The following is a 25,018-nucleotide window of genomic DNA, read 5'->3' as shown; positions in this document are numbered from 1 at the left end:
AGCTCGGTGTCGGCCTCTTCCAAAGCTGGTACGTCCGAACAGGTCACATCCACGACGGGGTCTACCCAGCGAACTGCCGACGCGAGCACGCCGACGAGTACCACGCAGTCGCGTGACGCGTCATCCGTGAGCCGGGCCGGTGCCTCGACCGAGTCCGGCACACAGTCCCGTTCTTCGCTCAATGCCCGCAGTCAGTCCGAGGAAGCCGCCGCGGACGGGCAGCGATCCACGTCCGGTGACGGACTGTCCAAAGCCGAGGGCACCGCCGAGCGGGTCACGCAGCGATCGGGAGCGGACGCGTCGTCTTCGCAGCGATCCACATCTCGAGCCACGCAGAAGGACGCACAAGAGGGCGACCGGAGCATCGACGCCGGGTCACGCAAGAACAGCGACTCCAAATCCGGATCCAAAAATGGGGAACCCAAGCCCTCGGAATCCAAATCCGCCGAATCCGAACTGTCGGAATCCAAGACCGGCAACGCTTCCGAGCGCACCGCCGCTACTTCTCCGCAGCGATCCGAATCACCAGCCGCGCAGAAGGATTCGCCGGACAGCGACCGGACCGGCAACACCGGGACACGGAAAAACGGGGACCTGAAGACCTCGTCCGAAGCCAGCGATCCCAAGACCAAGACCTCCGAGTCCACGTCATCGGAGAAGTCCAAGGCAGCGGAATCCGGGTCGGCCAGGAGTTCGGAGTCCACGCCGAGCGATGAGTTGAGCGGTGACTGGGCCCACGCCCTCGAGGGCTGGACATCACATTCGATCTCCCGCACCGAATTCGAAGAGCTCACCGAAACCACTGACGAGTTCGCGTACCTGGGCAACAAAGACGACATCGTGCTCACCGCCTCCACCGACGAACACGGTTGGCTCACCATCCAGAACCGCACCGACAACACCCCGATCGAACTCGACGAACACGGCATCAACGGCCTCCTGGACAAACACGGCATCACCCACATCCGCGTCCCCGACGACCCCATAGAACCCGCAACCCACTCCGACCCCACCACCATCGGAAGCACCCACAACGATCCGAACTCCCGCACCAGCCACACTCCCGAGGACACCACCCCGGCCCGCGACGCCCGCGACACCCCCGAATCACGCGAACGCCGCACCCGAAACGCACACGACGGCACCTCCCGCACACCCGGCGAGCCCGATCCGACCCCGTCCGATCCGATCGATGAGCACGGCATCCTCTGGGACGAAGCCACGGCGGGTTCGACCTGGCACCGCTTGTCCTCCACCGACGACCTCGACACCTGGGCCGACAACAACAAGGGCGGGCACGCACGCCTGGGCAATGACACCCACGCCACCCACGAAGTCCAAGCGCATGCCGACTCGGGCCGGTACACCGTGTCCCGAATCGGTAGCGACAGACCCGAAACCCTGGACTCGCACGGTATTCGCGACCTGATCGACCAGCACGACATCACCGAAATCCGCGTCGCGGACCATGCCGGCGGCGCCAGGAAGAGAACCGGAACCGGGACCACTCCTGATTCGGAAATCGTTGTCGCCCAACACGACACACATACCACCACCAGCAAACCCGGCGGCAAGGACAGCACGCGTCGCACCGGCGGATACGTTGCCAGGCACAGCACGACCACCCACAACACTCCGCGCCGTGGTTACAGCTCGGTCGCCAAGGAACTGTTCCTGCGTATCCCGGTGATCGGGCACCTGTTCCGGTACATCAGCGACCTGCTGACCCGTGAGCCCGGTGCCCGGGAGGTCACCTTCGAGGGCACCGACATCCACGTGCCTGCCCGCAGCGAGGAGACCAGCCGCGCCGATACGCCTCTGCCCCTGCGGAGCAAGCGCGGCGCGAACGGTGCGGACAGCAGCGGCCGACGGGCTACCAGCTCTCCCGAACCGTGGTATCTCACTCCCAAAACCGCTGAGCAGTACCGTGTTGTCGCGCACGACGGCAAGCTCTACAACGCCTCCACCGGCAAACTCGTGCACACCTCCGACAGTCCGGCGACCAGCTGGCCGACCCGCACCCGGGGACATCTGCTGGTCGGCGACCGCAACGGCAATACCTACATCGCTCCGGACCTGGGTGCGGTGCGTACCCACGAATCGTTCGACAAGCTCGGGGTCCATGTCGCGGGCACGGTCGAGGTCAGTCGCGGTGTCCTCGACTACGTCACCGATCACTCCGGCCCCTACGGCTCGAACCGCGGCCGGGTCACCGAACTGCTGGACAACGATCTGGATCTGGGTACTGTCCAACGCTCGGATAATTTCCGTCACCTGGACTACAACGCCGATCCGGTCACCGAGGAAGCGACCGGTGCCCGGGATGTCACCTCTGGTGAAAGCGCCTCGGATACACCACGTTCCGGCGACGAGGACGCAGCGAAGACCGATTCCTCGGACGCCTCGACGAATTCGGATGCCTCGGCCACCCGAGCCTCGGTCCTGGATACCGAGACCGTCGAGCAGACCCGTCAGCGCATTACCGACACCGAAACCCGCGCCGCCCAACACCGCCAAGAACAGATCACTCGCGTCGAGGAATCCAGACAACGCGTCGCGGACGCCGAGATAAAACTCGACGACCTCATCCGAGCCGACCAGACCGAAGACGCGGGCACACAAACCGGCCACACCGAGGACGCGGGTACCCGCACCGACGACGGCATTACCCACACCGACGAGAACACCTCCCGCGAGAGCACCGGGCGCACCAGCACGCGTGCCACTGGCGAGCGGTCCGGACGCGGCAGCACACGCGCGGCGGACGAAAAGCGAAGCGGCAGTGCACACACCGCTGACGAGGCCATCACCCGCCCCGCGGACCAGACGCACACCGACGAAGTCTCCGAACGCGACCGCGCCTCGGATGCACGCACCGCGGACGAGAACAGCACACACACCACCGACGCGCCTCTGGGACGTGACGAGGATCTCACTGGCTCACGCACCAGCGACGAGACCGCGCGCGACGAGGATCCGCCCGCTACACGCATCGAACACGACGACGCCAGCAGCACACCCGCCCGCGACGACGATCCGGCCGCTACACCCACCCGAGACGACGATCCGGCCGCTACACCCACCGAGCACGAGGATGTGGCGGCGGCGCGGGCGGAGTACGAGCAAGCACTCGCCGAGCACGAAACCACACTCGCGCACGCGGTCGACGAACTCGTCGCGGCCTCACGCGTGGCAGGATCAGCACGCTGGGACGCGTTCAAGGCCGGCAAGATCGGGAAAGACGAAACATTCGAGGCAGTCGCCAAGGAACGCCAAGACGCAGCTCGCGCCGCCGGCGCAGTACGCCACGAGTACTACGAGTTGCGGGCCGGACCGGGCGAACCCAAACACAAATCGGGTCCGTTGACCAAAGTCAGCGACGCCGACCTGGACGCGAAGATCGTCGCCGGCTCCAAGGCCGATGCCGACGCCACCGCGAAACGTGAAGCCAACATCGCGCTCTCGGAGCTGAACCGGCGAGTCAACCACCGAGTCCCCCGCCCCACCCAGATCATGGCCGACCTGCTCCTCGAACACGGCCTCTCCGAGATGGACACCGGCGAAGGCAAAGAAATGACCGTCGTCCTGCGCTCGGTCCGCGTCGCCCTGGACGACGGCATCGCCCACGCCATCACCAGCAGCGACCCCCTCGTCAACCACATGCAGAAAGAATTCCTCCACCTCATCGGCGAACGCGGCTTCAACACCCGCATCTACCACCTCGACTCCGACCAACCCTTCCCCACCCTGGAAGACGGGGAAAAGATCATCGTCGCCGGCACCGCCCAGGACTACGGCTTCCGCGCAGTCAAAGAAGCCCAATCCATGATCGACAAACTCAAAACCGCGAAAATCTCCGACACCGACCTCACCGGCCTCTACGAATCGTTGGAACAAGCCGCCACCTTCACCGACTACAAGAAACTCCTCGACACCGCCGCCGAAAACCACGGACTCGACGACCGCTACAACCCCTTCCCCGGCGGCAAAGCCACGGTCGACGAAATCGACGCCCAACTCATCGACGAACAAACCCACTACGTCCTCTCACCCGGCAATGGCAAAACCGCCTCACCAGAATTCATCACCAAAACCAAAGACATCTGGAGCACCTTCCAGAAAGCCATCAACCAACCACACACCACCCGGTCCGGGTCTGCCCGCTCCGGGGACCAGGATTCCCTCTGGTCCAGCGACCAGGAATCCACCTCGTCCACCGAGAGTGTCTTGGAGCCCGCTGATTTCGGGAAGAACCCCGACATTCCCGGCATGTTCGACTCCGAGCTCACCAGCCACGGACGCGCCAAACTCGAGAACATGCTCGGCCGCAAGATCACCGACGAAGAAGCCCTCGAATACGCCCACGCCGCACAAGCCCAATGGGGACCCGAAGAAAACAGCGACTACCACGTCAGCAACGACCGCAAAATCAAAATCATCCAATCCAAAACCAACGACCAGCTCATGGACGACCCCGAAAAACAAAGCTCCAGCCGCTGGAACGGCTTCACCAAATACCTGGAAGTCAAACACAACAACGGCGGCGACGACAGCAACATCACCGGCGACCCCGAATACTCCATCAGCATCACCGGCAAACAACTCTTCACCGGCGGACACCTCGACATCACCGGCACCTCCGGCACACTACTCACCGCCACCGAAGGCAACCCCCGCGGCGTCGAGGACATCCTCCACGAGGAATACGGCACCGGACCCATCACCAGAGTCGAACGCTACTTCGACTCGAAGCTCTCCCGCCCCGAGGACCGGCACTTCGACAACCGCGACGACAAACACACCCAAATGGCAAAGGACATCCTCGACGAAGCCTTCATCGAAAACCCCGAAACCGGTGTCCTGGAACAGAAAGGCTCCCCCCAACTCGCCGTCGCCATGGACAACGCCGACGTCGCCCGCCTCGCCGACGCCCTCGAACGCGAAGCCGCCGCCCGCGGCATCACCGTCGAATTCCAGAAAATCGACGCCGCCTGGCTCGACTCCCACGGCAGCAAACAAAAAACCCAAGACGAACTCCAGAAAATCCTCGACAACGGCGGCAAACTCGGCAAAATCACCATCGGCAACAAAATCCTCTCCCGCGGCGTCGACATCACACCGGAAAAAGCCGCCGTCGACAAGGGCGGCCTCAAAGTCAAAATCAGCGGCGGCCCCGCCTACTCCACCCGAGTCAACCACCAAGTCGAAACCCGCGCCGCCCGCAGCGGCGACCCCACCAAAGGCCGCGAAGACGGCGGCACCCCCGGCGAAGCCGTCCACTACATCTCACCCGAAGACTACCGCTCCACCGCACCCACCACCCGCGTCAAAACCATGGTCGTGCGCTACCAGAACACGGCCGAAACACACACCGACGCCCAGACCGAACACACCACAGCAGAAAACGAACACATAACCGCAAGCGAAAAACACAACACAGCAACCGAAGAACACCGGGCAGCCACCCAAGAACACCGAACAGCGACCGAAGAACACCAAGCCGCGAACCAAGCACACGAAAAGAACCCCACCAACGAAACCAGCACACACCTCGAACACACCACCGCGAACCTCGAACACGCCACCGCGAACCTCGAACACACCGCGGCGACCCTCGAACAAACCCGCGCCAGCCTCGAACACGCCGCCACACACCTGGCACGAACCACCGCAACCCTCGAACAAGCCGAAACCAACCTCAACGACGCCACCAACAACCTCCGCGAGTTCGCCACCCCCTGGCAGAAAGCCGCCGTCGAACAGCAACTCATCGACTCCCACCGGACCCGGGCACCCCCCACCGACACCCCCACCACACACGACTCCGCCGACCAGCAACCCACCACACCACCCCCCGAATCACAGCACCGCCCCATCACGGGCACAACACACTCCGCCCGAGACCACGCGGACACGACCACCCACGACCCAGCCACACATGCCGACAGCACCGATCACTCCGACCTGCCCACGACGAAGGCCGAGGCCGATGACGCGATCATCGCCGCCGAAGAACACGCCGCCCAGGTCCACAACGACACCGAAACACGCCTGAACGCGACACGTCAGGATCTCGAACACGCACGCACCAACCGCGAGAACACCCAGCTGGCATACAACAAAGCAGTCACCGAACACGAAAACCTGCGCGGCAACAACATCGACGACCGGATCGACGCACTGCGGGCCAACGTCCAGCAGACCCGGACCGAGCTGGACGCGAACACCCGAGCCCACGACACCGAAAGCCGCGGCACCGAACCACAGCGGGAACGCCTGCAACAGCTCCAGCATGAAATCGACCGGGGCGCAGACCGTTTGCGCTCGGAGATGATCGAACGCGAAGCACTCCTGCGCACCTCGGGCGATGCGCACGCCGACGAGCTGCGGGCAGCCGAAAACGAGCGCAGAACGTTCACCCGCGAACAGGCGATGGCCGCGACGAAGGCCGAGCGTGACCGGCTCGCGGCTCGGTCGGGCAGAGCCGGGGGTCTGCGATCGACCCTCACGCGTCTGCTGCGCAGCCGCCAGCAGATCGTGGCCGAACGGATGGCCGCCGCGGAGGCGATCACCCGCGCCGCCGCGCTGAAAACCAAGATGGATGACGAGCTCGCGGCGGTCGAGCGAGATTTCCAGTCGAAGGTCGGTGCGCGGGAACAAGAATTGCGGGACACCGTGCCCTCCCGCGAAGCCGAAGCGCAGGCCGCGGCGCATGTGGCCGAGCTGAGGTCCCAGCTGGATCAGCACACCGCAGAATATTTGCAGTCGAGGGACGATTTCGACACGGCCGCCATGAAGGTGCTCGACGAGCGTTTCACGATCGTGCAGCAGGCGGGCAAAGCCGATATCGCCGCGTTCAGGGCAGGTCATCTCGGCTTCGACGAGGCAATGGCGAATGCCGCGGCCAAGCAGAAAGCCGCGCAGGAATCGTTCCTCGAAGCCGCCAACATCTTCGACAATGAGTTGTGGCGTTCGGATGAGGTGATACCGAAGATCTCCGATGACGCGGTCAAGGCGATGATCGATCACGGCACACCCGTGGAGCAATTCGTCGGTATCCGTGAATACATCCGCCGCGCAACGGGATACCCCACCAGCGAGGACGGCCGCGACCTGCGTGACACCCAGCTGTACGCGATCCTGTCTCATTGGTCCAATTTGCGTACCGGCGAGGGTAAGTCCCTGGTGACCATCGCCAAGGCGTGGGCCACCGCCCGCACTGGCGGGCGCGGGCGCCGGGTGTATGTCACGACCAGCGGTGACAATCAGGTCGGGGACATGATCAGGGAATTCGCCGTATTCGGCGATTCGGCGATCGGTGATCTGAAGGTGGACGTGGTCCGCATGAACGCCGACGAAGACGTGCCCGCTGTGCGTGCGGGCAACGGGCAGATCGTGGTCGCCACCATGCACGACATGAAACACGCTGTGCTGAAAAAGATCTCCGATACGCTGGAAAGCTTCGCGGACCAGGGTGTGCCGAAAGAGGAGATCACCGCGCTGCGTACCTGGCTCAACGGGACCAAGCCCAACCTCGACCAGCTACGCACCGCATTCAACAAGGCCGCCGAGGATCACGGACTGGACGACAGGTTCGAACCGTTCCCCGAAGGGTTCCATATCGGCGACGAGATCGACACCTTCGGCGATGAGGACGCCGTGTTGTCACCGGGAGACAGTAAATTCGCTTCCGAGGACGAGACCGCGCTGATAAAGAAGATCTCCGACCGCGTGGACAAGGCCGCGGCCCTGTCCGAAGACCCGTTGACGGCCGCGCATTTCGGGAAACTCGAACGCACTCGGGGATTCTGGACCGGGAAGGTCACCGACGAGGCCCTCGAGCGGCTCAACCGGGTCGAAGGGGAAGAGCCGCTCACTGCTGACGACCCGAACCTGCACAGGTACATCCACAAAGCCCACGCCAAGTGGGGAGTCAAGCGCGGCAGGAATTTCCTGGAGGGCCGCGGCGACCAATCGGGGGATCCGAACAAGATCAAGGTGATCGCCGCGGACACCAGCGACAAGTTGATGGCCGATGCGAAGAAGGGCACCGAAACCCGCTACCAGGGCGTCAGCCAATTCCTCGATCTCGAGGCGGGCCTGCAGGTGCGGGCGAATCTGCCCGAGGAAGCGCTGCACATGTCCGATGCTCAGCTGATCGGCACGACCCTGCTGCACGACACGCAAGGCCATTCGGGTACCGCCAAGATCGCGGAGAAGAAGCTCTACGACCAGGGCGTCACCAAGGGCCCGGTCCGCGAGATCGACCCGTACTACAAGTCGCAGGTCGAACACCTGGACGATCTTGAATTCGACACCCATGAGGAAATGCTCGAGGACATCGCTCACGCCATCGTGAAGGACGCGCGGATCGAACTCCTCGGGCACGACGGAAAGGTCCTGGACCCAGCCACGGTCACGCCCGATCAAGTTGCGCGCCTGCGCATGTCCGGGCGCGATCAGGTGGTCGGCAGTTTCGACAACTGGAATCTGCGTGGTGATGACATCCGGATCGATGAGAACGGACAGCGGATCCAGCTGAACGGCTGGCGGGACAAGAAAACCTCGGAAATGGGTGTGGTCGACTGGGTCGACAAACTCGTCTACGAGAAGGTCCGCGACATGGCCGGTGAGCAGGTCGCGGACCAGGTCACCCTGGATTATGACGTCTTGGACGCGAAGTTCGACGACGATCACGGTGGTGGCGCCGCGGCCGAGGACGCCGGTAACCAGATCATCGAGAAATTCGGCGTCAAGAACCGAGACGAAGGCGTCCTGGTGTTCGTCAACAAGGGCCGCATGCGCGGCACCGACTACAAGACGATCGAACGCGCCATCAAACAGGGTGGCCTGTCCGGCAAATTCATCGGCGGAGCCGCCTACGGAGAGGCCTCGGTCGTCCAGGGCGATGGTCGCATCGGGCGCAGCGGCAAGGGGGACCGGGAAACCGGCGGCACCCCCGGTACCGTCCAGCACTGGTACTCACCCGAAGAATTCGAAACGTCCTTCCAGCACCACGACGTCATCCGGCAGGTCATCATCTACAAGGGCGCGGCCGAGAGCCGCCGCCGAGCCGCCGACGACGACCAGCAGAACTCCACCCCCGAAACCCGCCGCACACTCGCCGACGCCGACAGGGCCCTGCAGGACGCGGAAACTGTTCTGCGGGAAGATACTTCACCGACCCTGCAAAAGGCCGTCGACGACCACCGCGCCGCAGCCGCGAGCACCCGCACCAACCCCGGCAACGGCCCGCCGTCGCACGACACGTCCACGCCTGACGACGACACGTCCACGCCTGACGACGACACCGTCGTCCAGAACCCGGATCTGGACGAAATCTTCCGGCCCGCAACCGAATCCACCGACACCACCCAATTCACCGTCAACGACGGAGACCGGCTCGCGAACTGGCTGTCCGAGAACGAGGTGCCCACCGGAACCCGGCTGGAATTCACCGCCCACTCCCTCTACGACGACGGCCCGGACGAATCCCTCACCAGCACAGTCGAATACACCGGCAACGGCACCGTCCACGTCCAGGAGACCAACGCCAGAGGCGACCGCCGCGAACACACCACCGACGCGCGCCGGATACCGGCCATGGTCGCCAACCCGGAAGTCGGCTCGATCACCATCCACCGCCCGCAGGCGAATCAGCCTGCCACCTCGCTCGACGAATCGGCCGAGCGGGATCCCGCCGGCACCGAGCACGAAGAGCCCCAGCCCGTCGAGCCCCCGGCACAGGATGCCCCCCGCACTCCCGGCGACGAAGCCCGCGCATCGTCCCCGACCCGGCAGGACGGTCGGCAAAACCGGCAGCCGCGTACCGGAAACACCGGCAAAACCCAACCGGACACATCCGCCAACGCAAGCGAGCAATCCCTCGAGGACATCTCCCGCCACCAAACCCCGGCCGAGGAGATGCTCACCGAGGGGCTCAGCACCCCGACCCCGGACATCCCGGCCGAGGGCACGGAGCCGACTCCGGCGGGTACCCCGGTCTCCGACGATTCGGAAGACTTCGGCCTGGGCAGCCTGTTCACCGAACCCGACGAAGCCGATCCGGCTGCAGGCCAGGATGATTCGCTCGAGCCCCCCTTGCCGGAACAGCTCGAAGACGATGCGGCGCAGGTCGAAGAACCCGAACTGGTCACACTCGGCGACCCGGGCGAGCAAGCCACCGACGACACCGGCGGCCACGAGACGCCAGTCGACGAGACCCTCACCGAGGAAGTCAGCACCCCGGCCCCGGTCATTCCGGCCGAGGGCACCGAGCCGATCGCGACGGAAACTCCGGTCTCCGACGATTCGGGAGACTTCGGCCTGGGCAGCCTGTTCACCGAACCCGACGAAACCGGCCGTGTTGGGGGGCAGGATGATTCGGTCGAGCGAGTGCGGCCGGAGCAGGTCGACGAAGATGCGGCGCAGGTCGAATCGACCGGCCTGGTCAATTCGAAGCAGCCGAACCTCTCCACGCAGGCCGAGTCGAAACACCCTGGCGCCGACGAGGTCACATCGAAGCAGCCCGACTCCTCCACACAGACTGAGTGGAAACAGCCGGGCACCGACGAGGTCGAGTCCGAGCAGACCGTGTCGGCGTCAACGGTTTCGGGTGTGCACGGTAGCGGAGACATCTCGGTGCGCCCGCCGGTCGTGGTGTCCTCGGCCACTGGGACCGAGGACACCACGGTTATCACCGATACCCTGATGGGGGTCCTGGATCGCATTGCGGTTGCGGAGAGCCGTGCTGAACAAGAGCGTCGGGTGCAGATCGCTCGGGTCGGTGATTCCAAACAGCGGGTCGAGGATGCCGAACAGGCGCTGAAGGACCTCATCGCCGCCGGCCCCCTCGAGAACACCGTCCAGCCCGACCACACCGCCGACGACACCGTCCAGCCCGGTGACACCACGGGCGATCAGGTGCATCAGGATGCGGTGGCCGCGGCCCGGACGGCGTACGAGCGTGTGGTGGCTGATCATCTCGCGACGGTCGCGGATGTGTTGGACAGGCTCGTTGCGGCGGCGCGGGTGGCCGGTGCTGTGCGGTGGGAGGCATACCGATCCGGGCAGATCGGCAGGGACGGCACTTTCGAGGCGGTTGCTCATGAGCGGGAGGAGGCGGCGCGAGCGGCGGCGCACACGATTCTGGAGTATTACGAGCTTCGAGCCGGGCCGGGGCGGCCGCAGGAGAAGTCGGGTCCGTTGACCCGGGTCTCGGACCAGGAGCTGGACGCCACGATCGTGAGCGGTTCGAAGGAGGGGGCGAATGCTGCCGCGAGGCGGGAGGGATATATCGCGGTCGCCGAATTGAATCGGCGGGCGACGCAAATGGTGCCGCGGTATACGCAGTTCATGGCGGATCTGCTGCTCGAACTCGGTCCGACCCAGGTGGATACCGGGGAGGGCAAGGAAATGATCGTCGTGCTGCGGTCGGTGCGGACCGCGTTGCGTGATGGTATTGCCCACACCATTACCAGCAGTGATCTGCTGGTGAATCACATGCAGAAAGAAATCGAGCAACTGATCGCCGGGCGTGATCTCGAGCTCAGGGTTTATCGTCTGAATTCGGACCAACCGTTCCCGGATATGCAGGACGGGAAACCGATGATCGTCGTCGGTACCGGCGAGGATTACGGGTTCCGGGTGGTGAAGGAAGCGAATTCGTTCATCGAGAAGCTGACATCGGCCGGTATGCCGGAAGAGGAGATCGAAAACCTCCGATCGGCGCTGGAGAACGCGCCGACGTTCGTCGAGTACAAGCGGTTGATCGACACGGCGGCCGAAACGTATGGGGTGACCGAGCGGTTCGAGCCGTTCCCGCCGGGTGTCATGACGATGGACGAGCTCGATGCGCACACGGTCGATGAGAAGAACAAATATGTTCTGGCCCGCCAGTCCGACGAGCCGCCGACTGCGGAGTTCATCGCGGAGGCGAAGGGTATTTGGAACACTTTGCAGCGTGCGGTGGCCGAGTATGGTGTCGAGCCCGCCGATTTCGGGAAGGATCCGGAAATACCCGGACTGTTCGATTCGGAGTTGACTGCTACGGGGGCGAGCAAATTCGAGTCGATGCTCGGTGCGAAGGTCGGTGCCGAGGACGCGCAGGAGTATGCGCATGCCGCGCAGGCGTTGTGGGGGCCGGAGGAGGATTCGGATTATCTGGTCACCGATGACCGTGAGATCAAACTCATCAATTCCCGGACCAATGATCAGGTGCAGGACGATCCGGAGAAGCTCAGCTCCAGCCGGTGGCACGGGTTCACCAAATATTTGGAGATCATGCACAACCGTGGCGGGGACGACAGTAATATCACCGCCGACCCGAAGTACGCGGTCAGTGTCACTCCGAAGCAGTTGTTCACCGGCGGGTATTTGAAGATCACGGGCTTGTCCGGCACGCTATTGACCGCGTCGGAAGGAAATCCGCGGGGTGTGGAGAATGTTCTGCACGACGAGTACGGGACCGGGCCGATCACGAAGGTGGAACGGTTCTTCGATTCACAGCTGGCCAAGTTCCCGGACCGGCACTTCGATAATCGTGACCAGAAGCACGCGTTCATGGCCAAAGCCGCTTTCGACGGGGATTACAACCGGAACACCGTCACCGGAGAGATGGAATGGTCGCCCGGGGCGTTCGTCACCAATGCCGCGGGGAAGCTGGAACAGACCGGTGCGCCGCAGTTGATGGTGGCCCTGGACAACGCTGATGCCGCCCGAATGGTGACCGCTCTGCAGCGCGAGGCCGAAGCGCGGGGGGTCGAGGTCGAATTCCACATGGTCGACGCGAAATGGATGCATTCACACGGCGGTAAACAGAAAGCCGAGGACGCACTCGGGAAAATCATCGCCGGCGGCGGTCAGGTCGGAAAGATCATCATCGGTAACAAGAACCTGGGCCGCGGGGTCAATATCACCCCGACCGACGAGGCCATCGATATCGGCACCACGATGATCGAACGCGGCGATGACACCACTCCGTTCGCGGAAGCCGCGGTCAAGGGCGGGCTGCAGGTACGGATAAGCGGCGGCCCGGCCTATGCGGACCGGGTCAACCATCAGGTCGACACCCGCGGCGGGCGCAGCGGCAAACTCGATCGCGGCGGCCGCGCCAAGGGCGGCACACCCGGCACCGCAGTGCATTACATCTCCCCCGAGGACTACCGCAGCAGCGCACCGAGCCCGCGCGTCACCCTGCTCGTGCGCCGCTACCAGGACACCGTCGAAGCACACACCGATGCCCACACCGCGCACACCACAGCCGAAACCGTCCACACCACAGCACAGCAGGCGCACACCGCAGCGGTCGAGGCCCACACCGCGGAGCGAACCGCCGAAACCGAAGAGCATCTGCGACGCATCACCGAGGACCTCGAACAAGCCGAAACCGACCTCGAGCAGACCGCCGTGGATCTCCAACAGGCTCAGCACAATCTGTACGAGGCCGTCAACCATCTGCGCACGTTCGCCACCCCGTGGCAGAAGGCCAGCGTGGAGCGGCAACTACTGGATTCCCGTGGCGCCCATGATGATCGCGCGATCGCGCTGATGACCATCGGTGAACTCTCGGCCTTCCTGTCCGAGTACCAGGTCGCTACCGGAACCCGGCTGCTGTTCGCCACTCGACCCCGCACCAGCCCGGACGGCACCCAAGCCCTCACCACCATGGTCGAGTTCACCGGCGAGAACACCGTCGACGTCGTGGACACCAACGACCGAGGCGAGCAGACAACGTACTCCCTGCCCGAGGCCGACCTGCCGGAATTCCTGCAGCACAGACAGATCGGGACGGTCATCGCCCTCGGTCCGGAACGGCTCGCGCCCTGGCTCGACGACGACGCCACGCTACCCACCCTCGAACTGGCGCCGGTGTCGGAACCAACCGTGGTGCACCAGGCCCCCTCCGCACACCAATCCTCGACGGCCGAGATATTCACCGTCGGCGACGAATCGGACGACGAATCCGACCAGGCAACAGAGATATTCGTCATCGGTGACGATTCCGACGAGGAGTCCGACCGGTCCCCTGCCGAAACTCCACTGGCACACACGGATTCGACGATCGGCCAGCACGACCAGGACATCCCCACCGACGATGTCACGTCCCCGCAAGAACTCACGACCACCGAGCCCGCACAGGACCCCACGTCCGAGGAAGAGCACGAAGCGGCTGAGCAGCCGACGGACCAGCCTGCCGACGTCGAGGAAACCACGACAGACGAGCCCGCCACCGTCGAGAAGACAGACCCGTCCTCGCAGGACTCGGTCACCCCGACCGAAGGCGATACGCCCACACCCACCGTGAGCAAAACCCCCACCGATGCCACCGCCGAGAAAGACGGTGGCGACATCACCAAGAAAGCCGACGACGACACCACCAAGAAGACCGACAGCGACACCACCAAGAAGACCGACGACGACGTCCTCCCGCCGGACAAGGTCAGTCAGGTGGTCAAGGACTTCGGTTCCGTTCGGAACGGCGGCGCGGGGTTGCACAACACCCTCCCGGTCGCGGACGAGGTGGTGAAGTGGCTGCGAGGGGAGGTCATCCGTCTGGTTGAGGGCACCGACGGCCCGGACGAGAAGTTCCGGGAAGACGTCGGCAAGGAGTTGACCCAGCGTCTGCTGACCGCCGACTGGACGAGCCTGCTGACCGAGTCCGGCATGGACTTGCGCGTGTACTACAAGGGCGAGTGGAAGCCGGTCTCATTGCGGCTGTCGCTGAAGTACCTCGGCCTGACCGAGGGGCCCAACGGGACCGTGACGGGCATTCAGCGCTGGGCGTACGGCACTGTCGAAACGCCGGATATCGGTTCGAACACGAACTTCCGATCCTCGTCGTGGGCGGTGGCGCACGCCATCGAAAAGATCATCAATGCGTGGAAGAGTACGACGCCCACACCTCAACTGAACACGACCGTCAACCAGTTGGCGTACAGCGTTCTGCTCTCCGCGGCGAACCAGGCCATCAACAAGATCCGCAGTAAAGGCCCTTCCACCCTCGTCGATTACGAAGGGCTCTGGCAGGGACGCAGCAAGGGAGGCACCTGGCAGGACCTCACCACCGAAAAGCCGCGACACCCGGTACAGATCTGGCACCCCGACTACGTGGTCTACGGCGGCGCCCTACCGCAGATCGATCCGGCGAAACCCGCCGCCGTACCCGCGCCCGTTGCCCGGCTCCAGACCGAACTTCCCCTCAGCGGGCCGATCCGAATCCTGAACGCGGACCGCATGTACAACGACACGCTGGCCGGATTCGCCGACCAGTTCGTCGAACTGTCCGACGCATCCCGCGATCAACTGCGGGAGTTCTTCAGCGAGGCCAACATCCGTAGCCTCGTGCCGACGGCGTGGGGCGGCTGGGTGCACACGCCGAACCTCACCACGTCCTCGGGCGACACGATCGGTTATCTACGCTTCAAGATCACCAACATGATCGGCGGAGACACGATCACCGGCCACACCATGAAGAATTCCGTCCTGGAATCCTATGTCTTGCGGCTGCTGCGGATGCATACGAGTTCCACGATCCTCAACTCGCTCGGTGTGAACATGTCGCTGCCGTTCGGCCTGGGTTCCGGCGAATCCGACCCCACCACCGGAATCTCACCGCGCGGCGGCGCCATCGGCCCCACCGGCGGAGTGTCGTCCCAGATCAGCAATACCCTCGGCACCGGCGGCAATGCCGGCACCGCGCACTCCCTGCGGTTGGCGCAGAGCGGTGACGGCGCACTGCACGTGACGCCGGAGATGGTTTTCCAGATGCAACTCGTCCGCGCCGACGGCCTGCCCGCCGGACCAAAGGCAGGCACGGATCTGGCCAAGGGCGTGGGCTATCAGATCGAGATGATGGTGCCCTCGGTGGAAGCCCTCGGTGAAACCGTCGACGACGGCGAGAAAGCTCCCGAGGACGGCGAGAAAGCTCCCGACGAAGCCGCCGAGGACAACAAGAAGGTCAGAAAGCTGTACTTGCCGTCCAAGATCCTGCACCTGTGGCAGCTCGGACTGGAGACCACCCCGCTGGAGGTCAACGGCATGCAACCGCTGATCGACGACCTGCGAAAATGGCTCGACGATCACGACTTCCTCCCGCACCCCCGGCACAAGAAGGGCCTGCTGGACAAACTCACCCAGGCCAACGTCGACGAAGACCGACTGAACAACCAGCGCAAACTCGACCAACTCGAGAACATGCTCGCCCAGCGCGCCAAGGTGGACGAGGCGATCGAGGACGGCGCACCCGAATGGTTCCAACTGCGAACCCGAGCCGGGGTCGAACGGGTCTCGGCCAATTTCACCACCAAGCGCCGCTACGACGACCCGGCCAACCCTCATGTGGGGGTCGTCCACGAGCGGATGCTGGGCAAGATCCAGACGATGCCGTACACCCACACCGTCACCAACGGCGATCAGCAGAGTACCCGGACCCCCGTGGCCTGGAATGTCGGCGCCCGAGCCTCCGCCACGAATCCGGCCAACAGCACGGGCGGGACCTGGCTGCAGGCCATCGACGGGTCGTGGGTCAAGACGGGCCAGAAATCCGACACCGACGACCACGGTTCGGTCACCGCCCAGGAGATCTACCTCTTCAGCCCCAGCAAGAACGGCACCGGAATGTTCCGGGTACCCGCCACCCACAGGATGCAGATCAGCCACAAGGGCACCACACTCGCACCGAAAACCAGTAACGGCTACGTCCGCCTGGCCGTCCCCACCTATCACCTCACCGAAAAACCCACCACAGCACCCGCACCCCAACCGGTACGTCCCCGCGACCTCACCAACGAGGACACCCAACGCCTCGCCCGCAAGTTCGCCCCCGAGGCCGACGGGCAACGCGTCACCATCGACAAGAACGTACTGCAACTGCCCGAGACCGCCCGTCCGCTGCACGTCTCCGGCAGCAAGGAAATCAAGCGGGCCGTGCTGGGCATGCTCGAGTCCGCCGGAGCGAAACCCGCCGCTGCCGCTCAGAGCAGCACAACCGGGCAGAACACCGTTGCCACCACGACAGGACCGAGCACCACGCCCGTCCCGGGCGACGTCGTGATTCAGATGCCCGCCGTACCGCAGCCGGCTCATACCCGGAACCGCTGGAACCCCTTCAACCTCCGCATACCGCGCAGTGAGAACCACGAACTCCTCCCCCTGCACAACCGGCCCGCGCCCGCGCCGCAGACTCCCTCGGACGGGACCACGATGGCCGGCTACCTGTCGAAGGTGGGCAAGGCCGTAGCCGACACAACCGTGGCACAGTGGGCGAAACGCAAGGTCGTCGGCGAGCCGATCACGAATCCGGAGTCCCTGGGTTACCAGGCCCTGCACCACGCCGCCTCACCACACCACCTGCTCGCCAGAGCCGCGATGTTCCTCCGCGATTCCTACCGCATCCCGCTCAACACCTATGGCAGCACCGACGGCATCGAACCCGACGCCATCGAAGCCGACGTCGAAATCCGCAGCTACATCATCGACACCCAGGTACTTCCGGAACCGCCGCCGATGGACGGCGAAGACTGGCTGGAGACCACCGATATCTCGGGTTTCGGCCGAAAAGACCAGCAGGGGCAGCAAGGGGGCCCCTCGGTCACGGGCTACCGCGGCCAGACGACGGACCATGTCGGCATGCTCACCGCCGGCTATCAGAAGCAGTCCTCCCACTCGGACTCCTCCAACGCCACCGACAGCGTCGACCACCTGCGCGTCACCTCCGATTACGGCGGCCGCGTCAGCTGGTTCTCCGGACGCATCGTGCACGTGGTCACGGTCCGCACCGGCCACCGCAACGCCGCCACCGGAGTCATCAACATCGGCCAGCACGAAGACACCCGCGTCATCGACATCCCCGACGGCGTCGAATTCCTCATGCACCACAACGACCTCAAAGACCACCCCGACCTGATGGCACTGGTCAAGAACAGCAAGGCAGGCAACGCCCTGGGCGGTGAAGGCGGGGAGATCGACGAAACACGGAAGCTCGATCGCATCCCGCCCCGTTCCTTCCTCGAAACCGGCAACCTCGGTCTGGGTTCCTCCCTCGGGGTCCGCCTCGAGGGCGGCCGCGATGCCCTGTACAACATCGCGCTCGCGCTCGTCGAGCAGGCCCTGCCCGGTGTCACCACCCCCGGCTCGCCGAATTACAACGCCACCATCGCGACCCGCCTGACCGAGCACACCACCACCCTCGCCCTGCGCACCCTGGTCAACCACGGGAATAGGGGAGAGATCGGATTCAGTGTCGAGACCCGTTCCGTCGCCAATCCCGGCACGATCGAGGTCGTTTTCCACGCGCACCCCGTAGCCGGGAAACTCGGCACGGTACGCGGCCGGGAGGACAACCCCAGCTCGACCACCCTGGACACGGTCACCACCCACGCGACCGGCCTCGGCGGCAGTGCTCGGCACGCTCCCCGGCTCGGGGCAATCATGCGGATCCTGCGGGCCCTCACCGGCCACCCTTCCGGCCGCGTCGAGAACGTCCCGGGCGCGACCAGCATCAGCCAGTCCGAGAGCAGCAGCCACCAGTTCGCCCTCACTCCCGGCGGCCAGCTCAGCGAACAGCAGCGCATCGCTGTCGCGATCGCTGTGAAGAATGTGCTGACCACTGGCAATACCTTCAGTTCCGCCCGGGATCAGCGCACCTGGAATTCCGGCAACAACACCACCACATTCCCCGATGTCCCCTACGAGTACAGCGTCACGGTCACCTGGAAGCCCGCCGCGCGGCCCAACAGCGATGTGCTGCTGTACTTCCTGGTGCGCAGCGTGATCGGCGCCTTCGGCGCCGCTGTCCGGGCGAAAGTAGAGCTCCTACCCAATCTCCTGTTGCTGGCACTGCTCGGATACCGCCTCTTCGGCTGGGCGCAGGCCAACGTGTCCGCACTGCGGCCCAACAGCTGGAGTAGGACCAGATCGCTGAACGCCGACGTCGATCTGCGCTTCCACACCTCCGAAACACTGAAGGAGGGCGAGAACACCACCCGCGCCATCCCCAACGTCAAGCCCCAGATATTCCCTTCGGACAAGTCGGGTGCGGTCAAGATCCCCGCCGATCTGCAGCCACGACTCGCCGGGAAGCCCCGGGTGCCGAGCAGACCCTTCCAGATCCAGTATTTCGGTGGCGCCGAGGAACTCGCCACGGCGCTGCGCGATGCCGGCCTGCGCGCCACCACCCCGATCGGCCGTTCCTCCGAAGCCCTGTTCGCCCAATTGAACACGGCCGTCCGCGCGAACGGTTTCAGGATCGTGGAACCCGCCGGCGCGGCCCGCTATCTGAGCTTCCTGCCCGACGGGGCAAGTCAGGGTTCGTTCTTCGCGAAGACGGGCGACGTCTCGGCCAAGGTCTCGCTGCACGACCTCGTCATCGACAACAGCAGCACCGCCATCGCGGGCCACGGCTTCGATGTTTCCACGGACGGCACCCAGTCCATCAGTGAAACTGCCGTCGAGCCCACCGTGACCGGCGCGCTCCGAAGCAGCATGACCCCGGACAACAACACCACCGCCACCATGACCGCCCCCCTCGCCGGTGAACAGGGTATGCGCGAACAGATCGGCGGCACGGCCTCGGCCGCTCGCGAGCTCCTGCGGTACGGGCCCGCGAAGACCAACGCCGACATCACGGGAATGACCAGCAACCTGCACCGCGGCGTGGCGCGCATCGATATCCGCGGGCCCGGCGGGAACTACACGGTCATCGCTCAGGTCGAGGTACGCAGCACCGAGGATCTCACCGGAAGCGTTACGGTCGAGGACAACTCGGATACCGCGAAGACCACAACCGACAAGACCGATAAGTCTGCGGGACTGGATGATTCGACGAAGCAGCCCGGCACCGAGCAGCAGACCGAGACGAAGCAGCCGGAGACCGCGAAGACCGAGACGAACAAGCCCGAAGACGATGCGGGACAGGGCAAGTCGACCGACGATTCCACGCCGAAGGATCCCGGAACCGGGAAATCCACCTCCGATGTACCGAGCGGAGCTCTGACGTTCGCCGAGAACGACATCCGAGGCCGAGGCGAGCGAAGCACCGATGTGGGCGGGATCTCCGCACCCGCCGGATACGTCTGGGAATCCATGGCCGGAGGCGGCAACTGCTTCTTCTACGCCTTCGAACGCATCTACCACCGGAACCCGCCCAGCACACGAGGCGAACTGGAGAACCGGATCCTGGCCCTGCGCTACATGGTCGCCCAGGAAATCAGAAACAACGACAAGGGACCCGACAGCTACTTCACGGACTTCAACACCGTCATCGACGCCGCCGCGGCAGCACCCGGCGCCGGATACCTCAGCATCGCCGAATTGGGGCTGCTGCTGAAGGCGAGACAGGACGGCCAACTCCGGAAGGAGTTCCAGCGGCAGGTCCGAAAGCTCGAGGAATCCGGGAACTGGGCGACCGCAGCCGGCCACCTCGTCCCCCGCGCAGCCGGCGCGATACTACGCCGCAAAGGAATCGTCCTGGGCGTCCGAAGCCAGGAATACCGGTACTCGACAGGAATCATCGGCCCGGAAACCGACACACCGCCGCACGCCACGCTCCTCATCCACCACGACCACTACCACCTCGCGATACCCACCGGCGCACCGATCTCACATTCGGCACCCCCAGCGAAAAAGCCCGCCACGAGCCAGAAACCACTCCAACTCGCACCGGCCAGACCCTGGAGTGACTTCGCGAGCCTGCTCGGCACGAATTTCCAGGAACCCGGCAAAACCTCGCTCGGCAAATCCGGCTCGGGCAACCTCACGATCACACTGCTGGGCAGCGAGTCCGGCGCACGGTACATGTGGCTCCCCGCCATCGGCGAACTCATCGCCGTCGCCGACAACACCGAGGTGACAGCGAGCCTGCAGGACATCCTCGACTCACCCGAGATCACCATCGTCCGCATCCCCGGCCACGCGGAAGACGACGCCGCACTCACCAGCGACGATACCGACCTCACCCCCGACGACTCCGACAGCTCACACCCCGCCTCACCGGACAACGGCACCGAACCGAAACAGTCGGACAACAGCTCCAAATCCGCCCCCGCGGACGAGACCACCAAACTGGCCCAGCCGGACGACACGATCGAATCGATCCAGCCGGACGACATCGCCGAATCCACCCCAACAGACGAAACCACCACACCCATCCAGCCGGACGACATCGCGAAGCCTGTTGTGTCCGAGGCCATCCCGGTCGAGCCCGGTGACGACCTGACGCAATCTCCGGCACTCGCCGAGGCCACGTCCGACCCGAACATCGCAGAAGAACCAGCGCCCGACTTCTTCCTGAGTCTGAGCGACCCCGCCCCGATCGCCCCCGTCGCCGAATCCTCGTCCACAGCGCCTGCCACATCGACCGAGAGCAAAGATCCCGAATCACCCACGGACCCGAGCCGAGTCCCACTCCCGGACAGCGACGAATCGGACTACAGCGACGACGAATCGATCCACAGCAAGGACGCAGCTGGAACCGCACCGATCGAACTGCCGCAGCCGATGGAATCGTCAAGCGGCACCGAACAATTCACCAGCGAACAGCAGACCGATACCCCGATGCCCACGGAGAGCTCGCTGGAAGTCGCACCGCACGAGGAGCAGACCGAAACCGAAACGACTCCGGACGAGTCGTCCCAGGAATCCCCGCAGCCGACGCTCACGCAGACGCAACCGAGCGAACCGGCCACCGCACCCACGGACCCGAGCCGAGTCGCACTCCCGGACAGCGACGAATCGGTCTACAGCACCGACGCACCCGTAATCGCGCCGATCTCACTGCTGCCGCACTCGCCCGAATCGACAAGCAGCACAGGACAGTTCACCACCGACGAGGTGTACCGCCAGTTCCGCATCCACGGTATCGATCCCGACCGCGTACACCTGCATCTGCCCGGCGATCCCCTGACCTCGGCCCCGACCCGCGCCGGGCCGGCCCCCAGCACGGGCCTCGAACCCCCGGCCGCCCGCCCCGGACAACCGTCCACCGACACCGCGTCACTGCCGCAAGAACATCACGGCGACGAGACGCTGTCCGAAACAATCACGAACACAAGCGGACTCGTACCCCCGACGAACGAACAAACGGTCGACTCCGACGACGAATCGGTCTACAGCACCGACGACCACGAACCTCGAGCGATAGAACCGTCGCACTCGGCCGCAGGCGATCTCCTGCGATTCGAGGACGACACCGACGCCCCCCGGCCTGCCGAGGACGAAATCCTTCCCGAGAACTACCGGACCGTCGATCCGATCGAGCCCTCCCTCGGCCCACAACCACTACGGCTCAGCAACATTCGATCCGCACTCCGCATCGACGACGACGTATCGGTCCACAGCCTCCGAATCGAGGACCTACTCCAAGAACCCGAATCGGACCAGCCGATCACGGCCACCGACCAGTCCTCAGCACCGGCCGACACCTCGGATACACCCGCGGCGACCTGGCACACCCCCCGGCCGAACCAGACCATCCGGTGGTGGGACGAGACGCCCACCGGCTCCGGCACGAGACAACCCGCCGTCGCACCGGAGACCTCGCACACCGAGCAACCCGGCTCGTCCACGGTTCGCCGCAACCAGCTCCGGCAAACCGAGACGACCACACCCGACACCAGCGATATCGGTATCCGGCGGATCGAAGAATCCACCGAGGCATCGCACCCCCAGCCCACCGACGGCACGACACCCAGCACCATCGGACGCCGCAGCACCGCCCCCATAACCGACGGCAGCACCCACACCAGCGAAGATTCCACCGCGACAACAGATCCCCAACCGGCCGACGGCACAACACCCGGCACGACCGGCGGCGGCAACACCCGCGCCGACGGCTCGCACGATTCCTCCCGGGGCATACACACCCCGCTGCGACGCCTGCGAAACTTCGTCTCCCGCCTACGCGGCAGCGCCGATGCGAACCGCGACACGACATCCCAGGCAACACAGCAACCTGCCACCGCCACCAGCGGTACCGGACGCCGAAACATCTTCCGGCGGTTGGTGAAACGATCGCAGCGCAAGACCCCGGCCACACCCCACAGCGACGGCACCACCCCGCACACCCACGACACCACCGATGCCGTCTTCGGCGTGCTCACCGACATCGCCCACGACCTGCCCGGCGCCCCGATCCGCGTATCGCAACGCGCGGCAACCACGCCCGTCCGCACCCAGCGCGAACTCGAAAACGCCGCCGCCGGCGAACTCCACGGCTACCAGGACGATCACCGAATCGCCCGGCAAATCGAACTCCTCGGCCGGGGAGCACAGGCACTCGTCGTCAGCGTGCACACCGCCCCCGACGGCACCACCACCACACACATCTATCGGATGGTCAGAGGACGAAACATCACCTACGTCCGCGACCGCACCGACCCCGCCCACGCACTCCCCGGGCAGAACCCCGCCACCAGCTACCACGCCGTCCTCTACGCCCCGAACGGCAGGGTGCGCAGCCCCCTGCGCCGACGCGGCGAGCCCACCCCCGGCTTCCCGCCCAACACCCGTATCCGCGCACGCGCCCCGGCACGGACGAGCGAAACCAGCCGTCCTACAGGCGAATCGGACCTCGCCGACGCGCGATCCACCGCCCGGGACAACACCCAGGAGCGCCCGGACGACGGCTCACGCAGCACCGACCGGCCGACCAGCGGTGAACGCGCGGACGACACCATCGAGCCGCTGCCCGCACCCGACATCACTTCCCCTACAACCGAACTCGAGGAAAGCACCGCCACAACAGACGCGGAAGTGCTGGTCGGCGCGACGTTGCTCGGATCCGCCGGAACGGCCCTGACCGGACCGGACGCCCTTGCCGCGGATATCAACATCTGCGCACCGCTCACCGTCGACGAACTGATCATCCGCACCGACAGCCCCGTCGTCCAGCCGATCGATATACCCATCGGCCCGACCGGCGTCACCCGCACCGCATACGAATACGTCCTGCGAACCCGCCTGCGTCAGTTCGCCAACCACGTCGAGATCGCGAACAGACTCGCGCGGTACGGCCCCGGGGCGATAGCGGTCGTCGTCGACACCTACACCACCCGCGACGGATACGGTGTCGGCGCACACACCTACCTGATCGTCAACAACGGCACCGGTTTCACCGTCGTCGATCGCGGACTCGGAGCCGAATATCCCTTCCCACCCCAGCCGCTACGCGATATCGGCAGGATCGAAGCGGCCTTCTTCACCGCCCGGGGATACCCGATCCAGTTGCTGCCCAGCGGCGATCACGATGTGACCAACCAGGGCGATATCGGACGGGATGCGGTGCGCCGCTTCACTTTCGACAGTGCCGGAGCGAACTTCAGTTACTTCCAGCTGAGTACCTGGAACCAATTGCCCGTACCGCTGCGGAACGCGTTGCACACGTACGAACGAACCGCACTGGTCAACAAGATGCTCCGAGAGCCAGGCGACCGGGGCGAACTCACCGACGCGCTCATAGCGGACCGCGACAGCGCGACCGTCGTCGACGCACTGACCAGCCGGCTCGGCAACATCCCCACCCTGGCCGACCTGGGCACGCTCCTGAGCAATCTCAGCGCACAGAGTTCGCGCACTCCCGCCGAACAGTCGCTGCTGTCGAGACTCGACCAGATCCTGTCGCACTCCGATCCCGAGACGCACTGGGATCGGATCACCTACAAGGCAGGGAACTTCCACAAGATCGACGACGCGTACCGCCGCTACCTCGGCCGCCCCTACGACATGGACGCCGTCCGACACCACATCGAACTACTGGACCAGGCCACCTCGCGCCCGATACCGCTGACCGAACCGATCGTCGTCGTCCGCAGCCTCGAGAGCATCGGCTTCCTCTCCATCGATGACCGCGGCAACACCCTCGACTTCGGGGAACCCGAGCTGCTGATCGGGACCCGGCAGCGCGAACCCGGCTACCTGTCGGCCTCGGTCGCCGCCGACGGCGTCACGCTGGATTCCAGGGAGACCTACTACCTCGAACTGGTGGTACCACCGGGGACGCGCGGCGTGGCCATCGGCGAGGACG

Annotated in this window: 1 protein-coding gene (only partly in view); it reads left to right on the top strand. The window is 64.9% G+C overall.

Every position in this 25,018-nt window falls within one protein-coding gene, locus NM2_RS10365, for an IQM protein middle domain-containing protein (RefSeq protein WP_067667062.1), read on the top strand. The gene is 48,858 nt long; 2,097 of those nucleotides lie to the left of the window and 21,743 to its right, leaving coding positions 2,098–27,115 in view, spanning codon 700 (complete) through codon 9,039 (partial); the first codon wholly inside the window starts at position 1. Both codon boundaries (start and stop) fall beyond the window edges.

The sequence above is a fragment of the Nocardia miyunensis NBRC 108239 genome (assembly GCF_001613065.1).
Classification (GTDB): Bacteria; Actinomycetota; Actinomycetes; order Mycobacteriales; family Mycobacteriaceae; genus Nocardia; species Nocardia miyunensis.
Note: the sequence above shows the minus strand (reverse complement) of the source record. Positions and strands in the feature narration are given on the sequence as shown.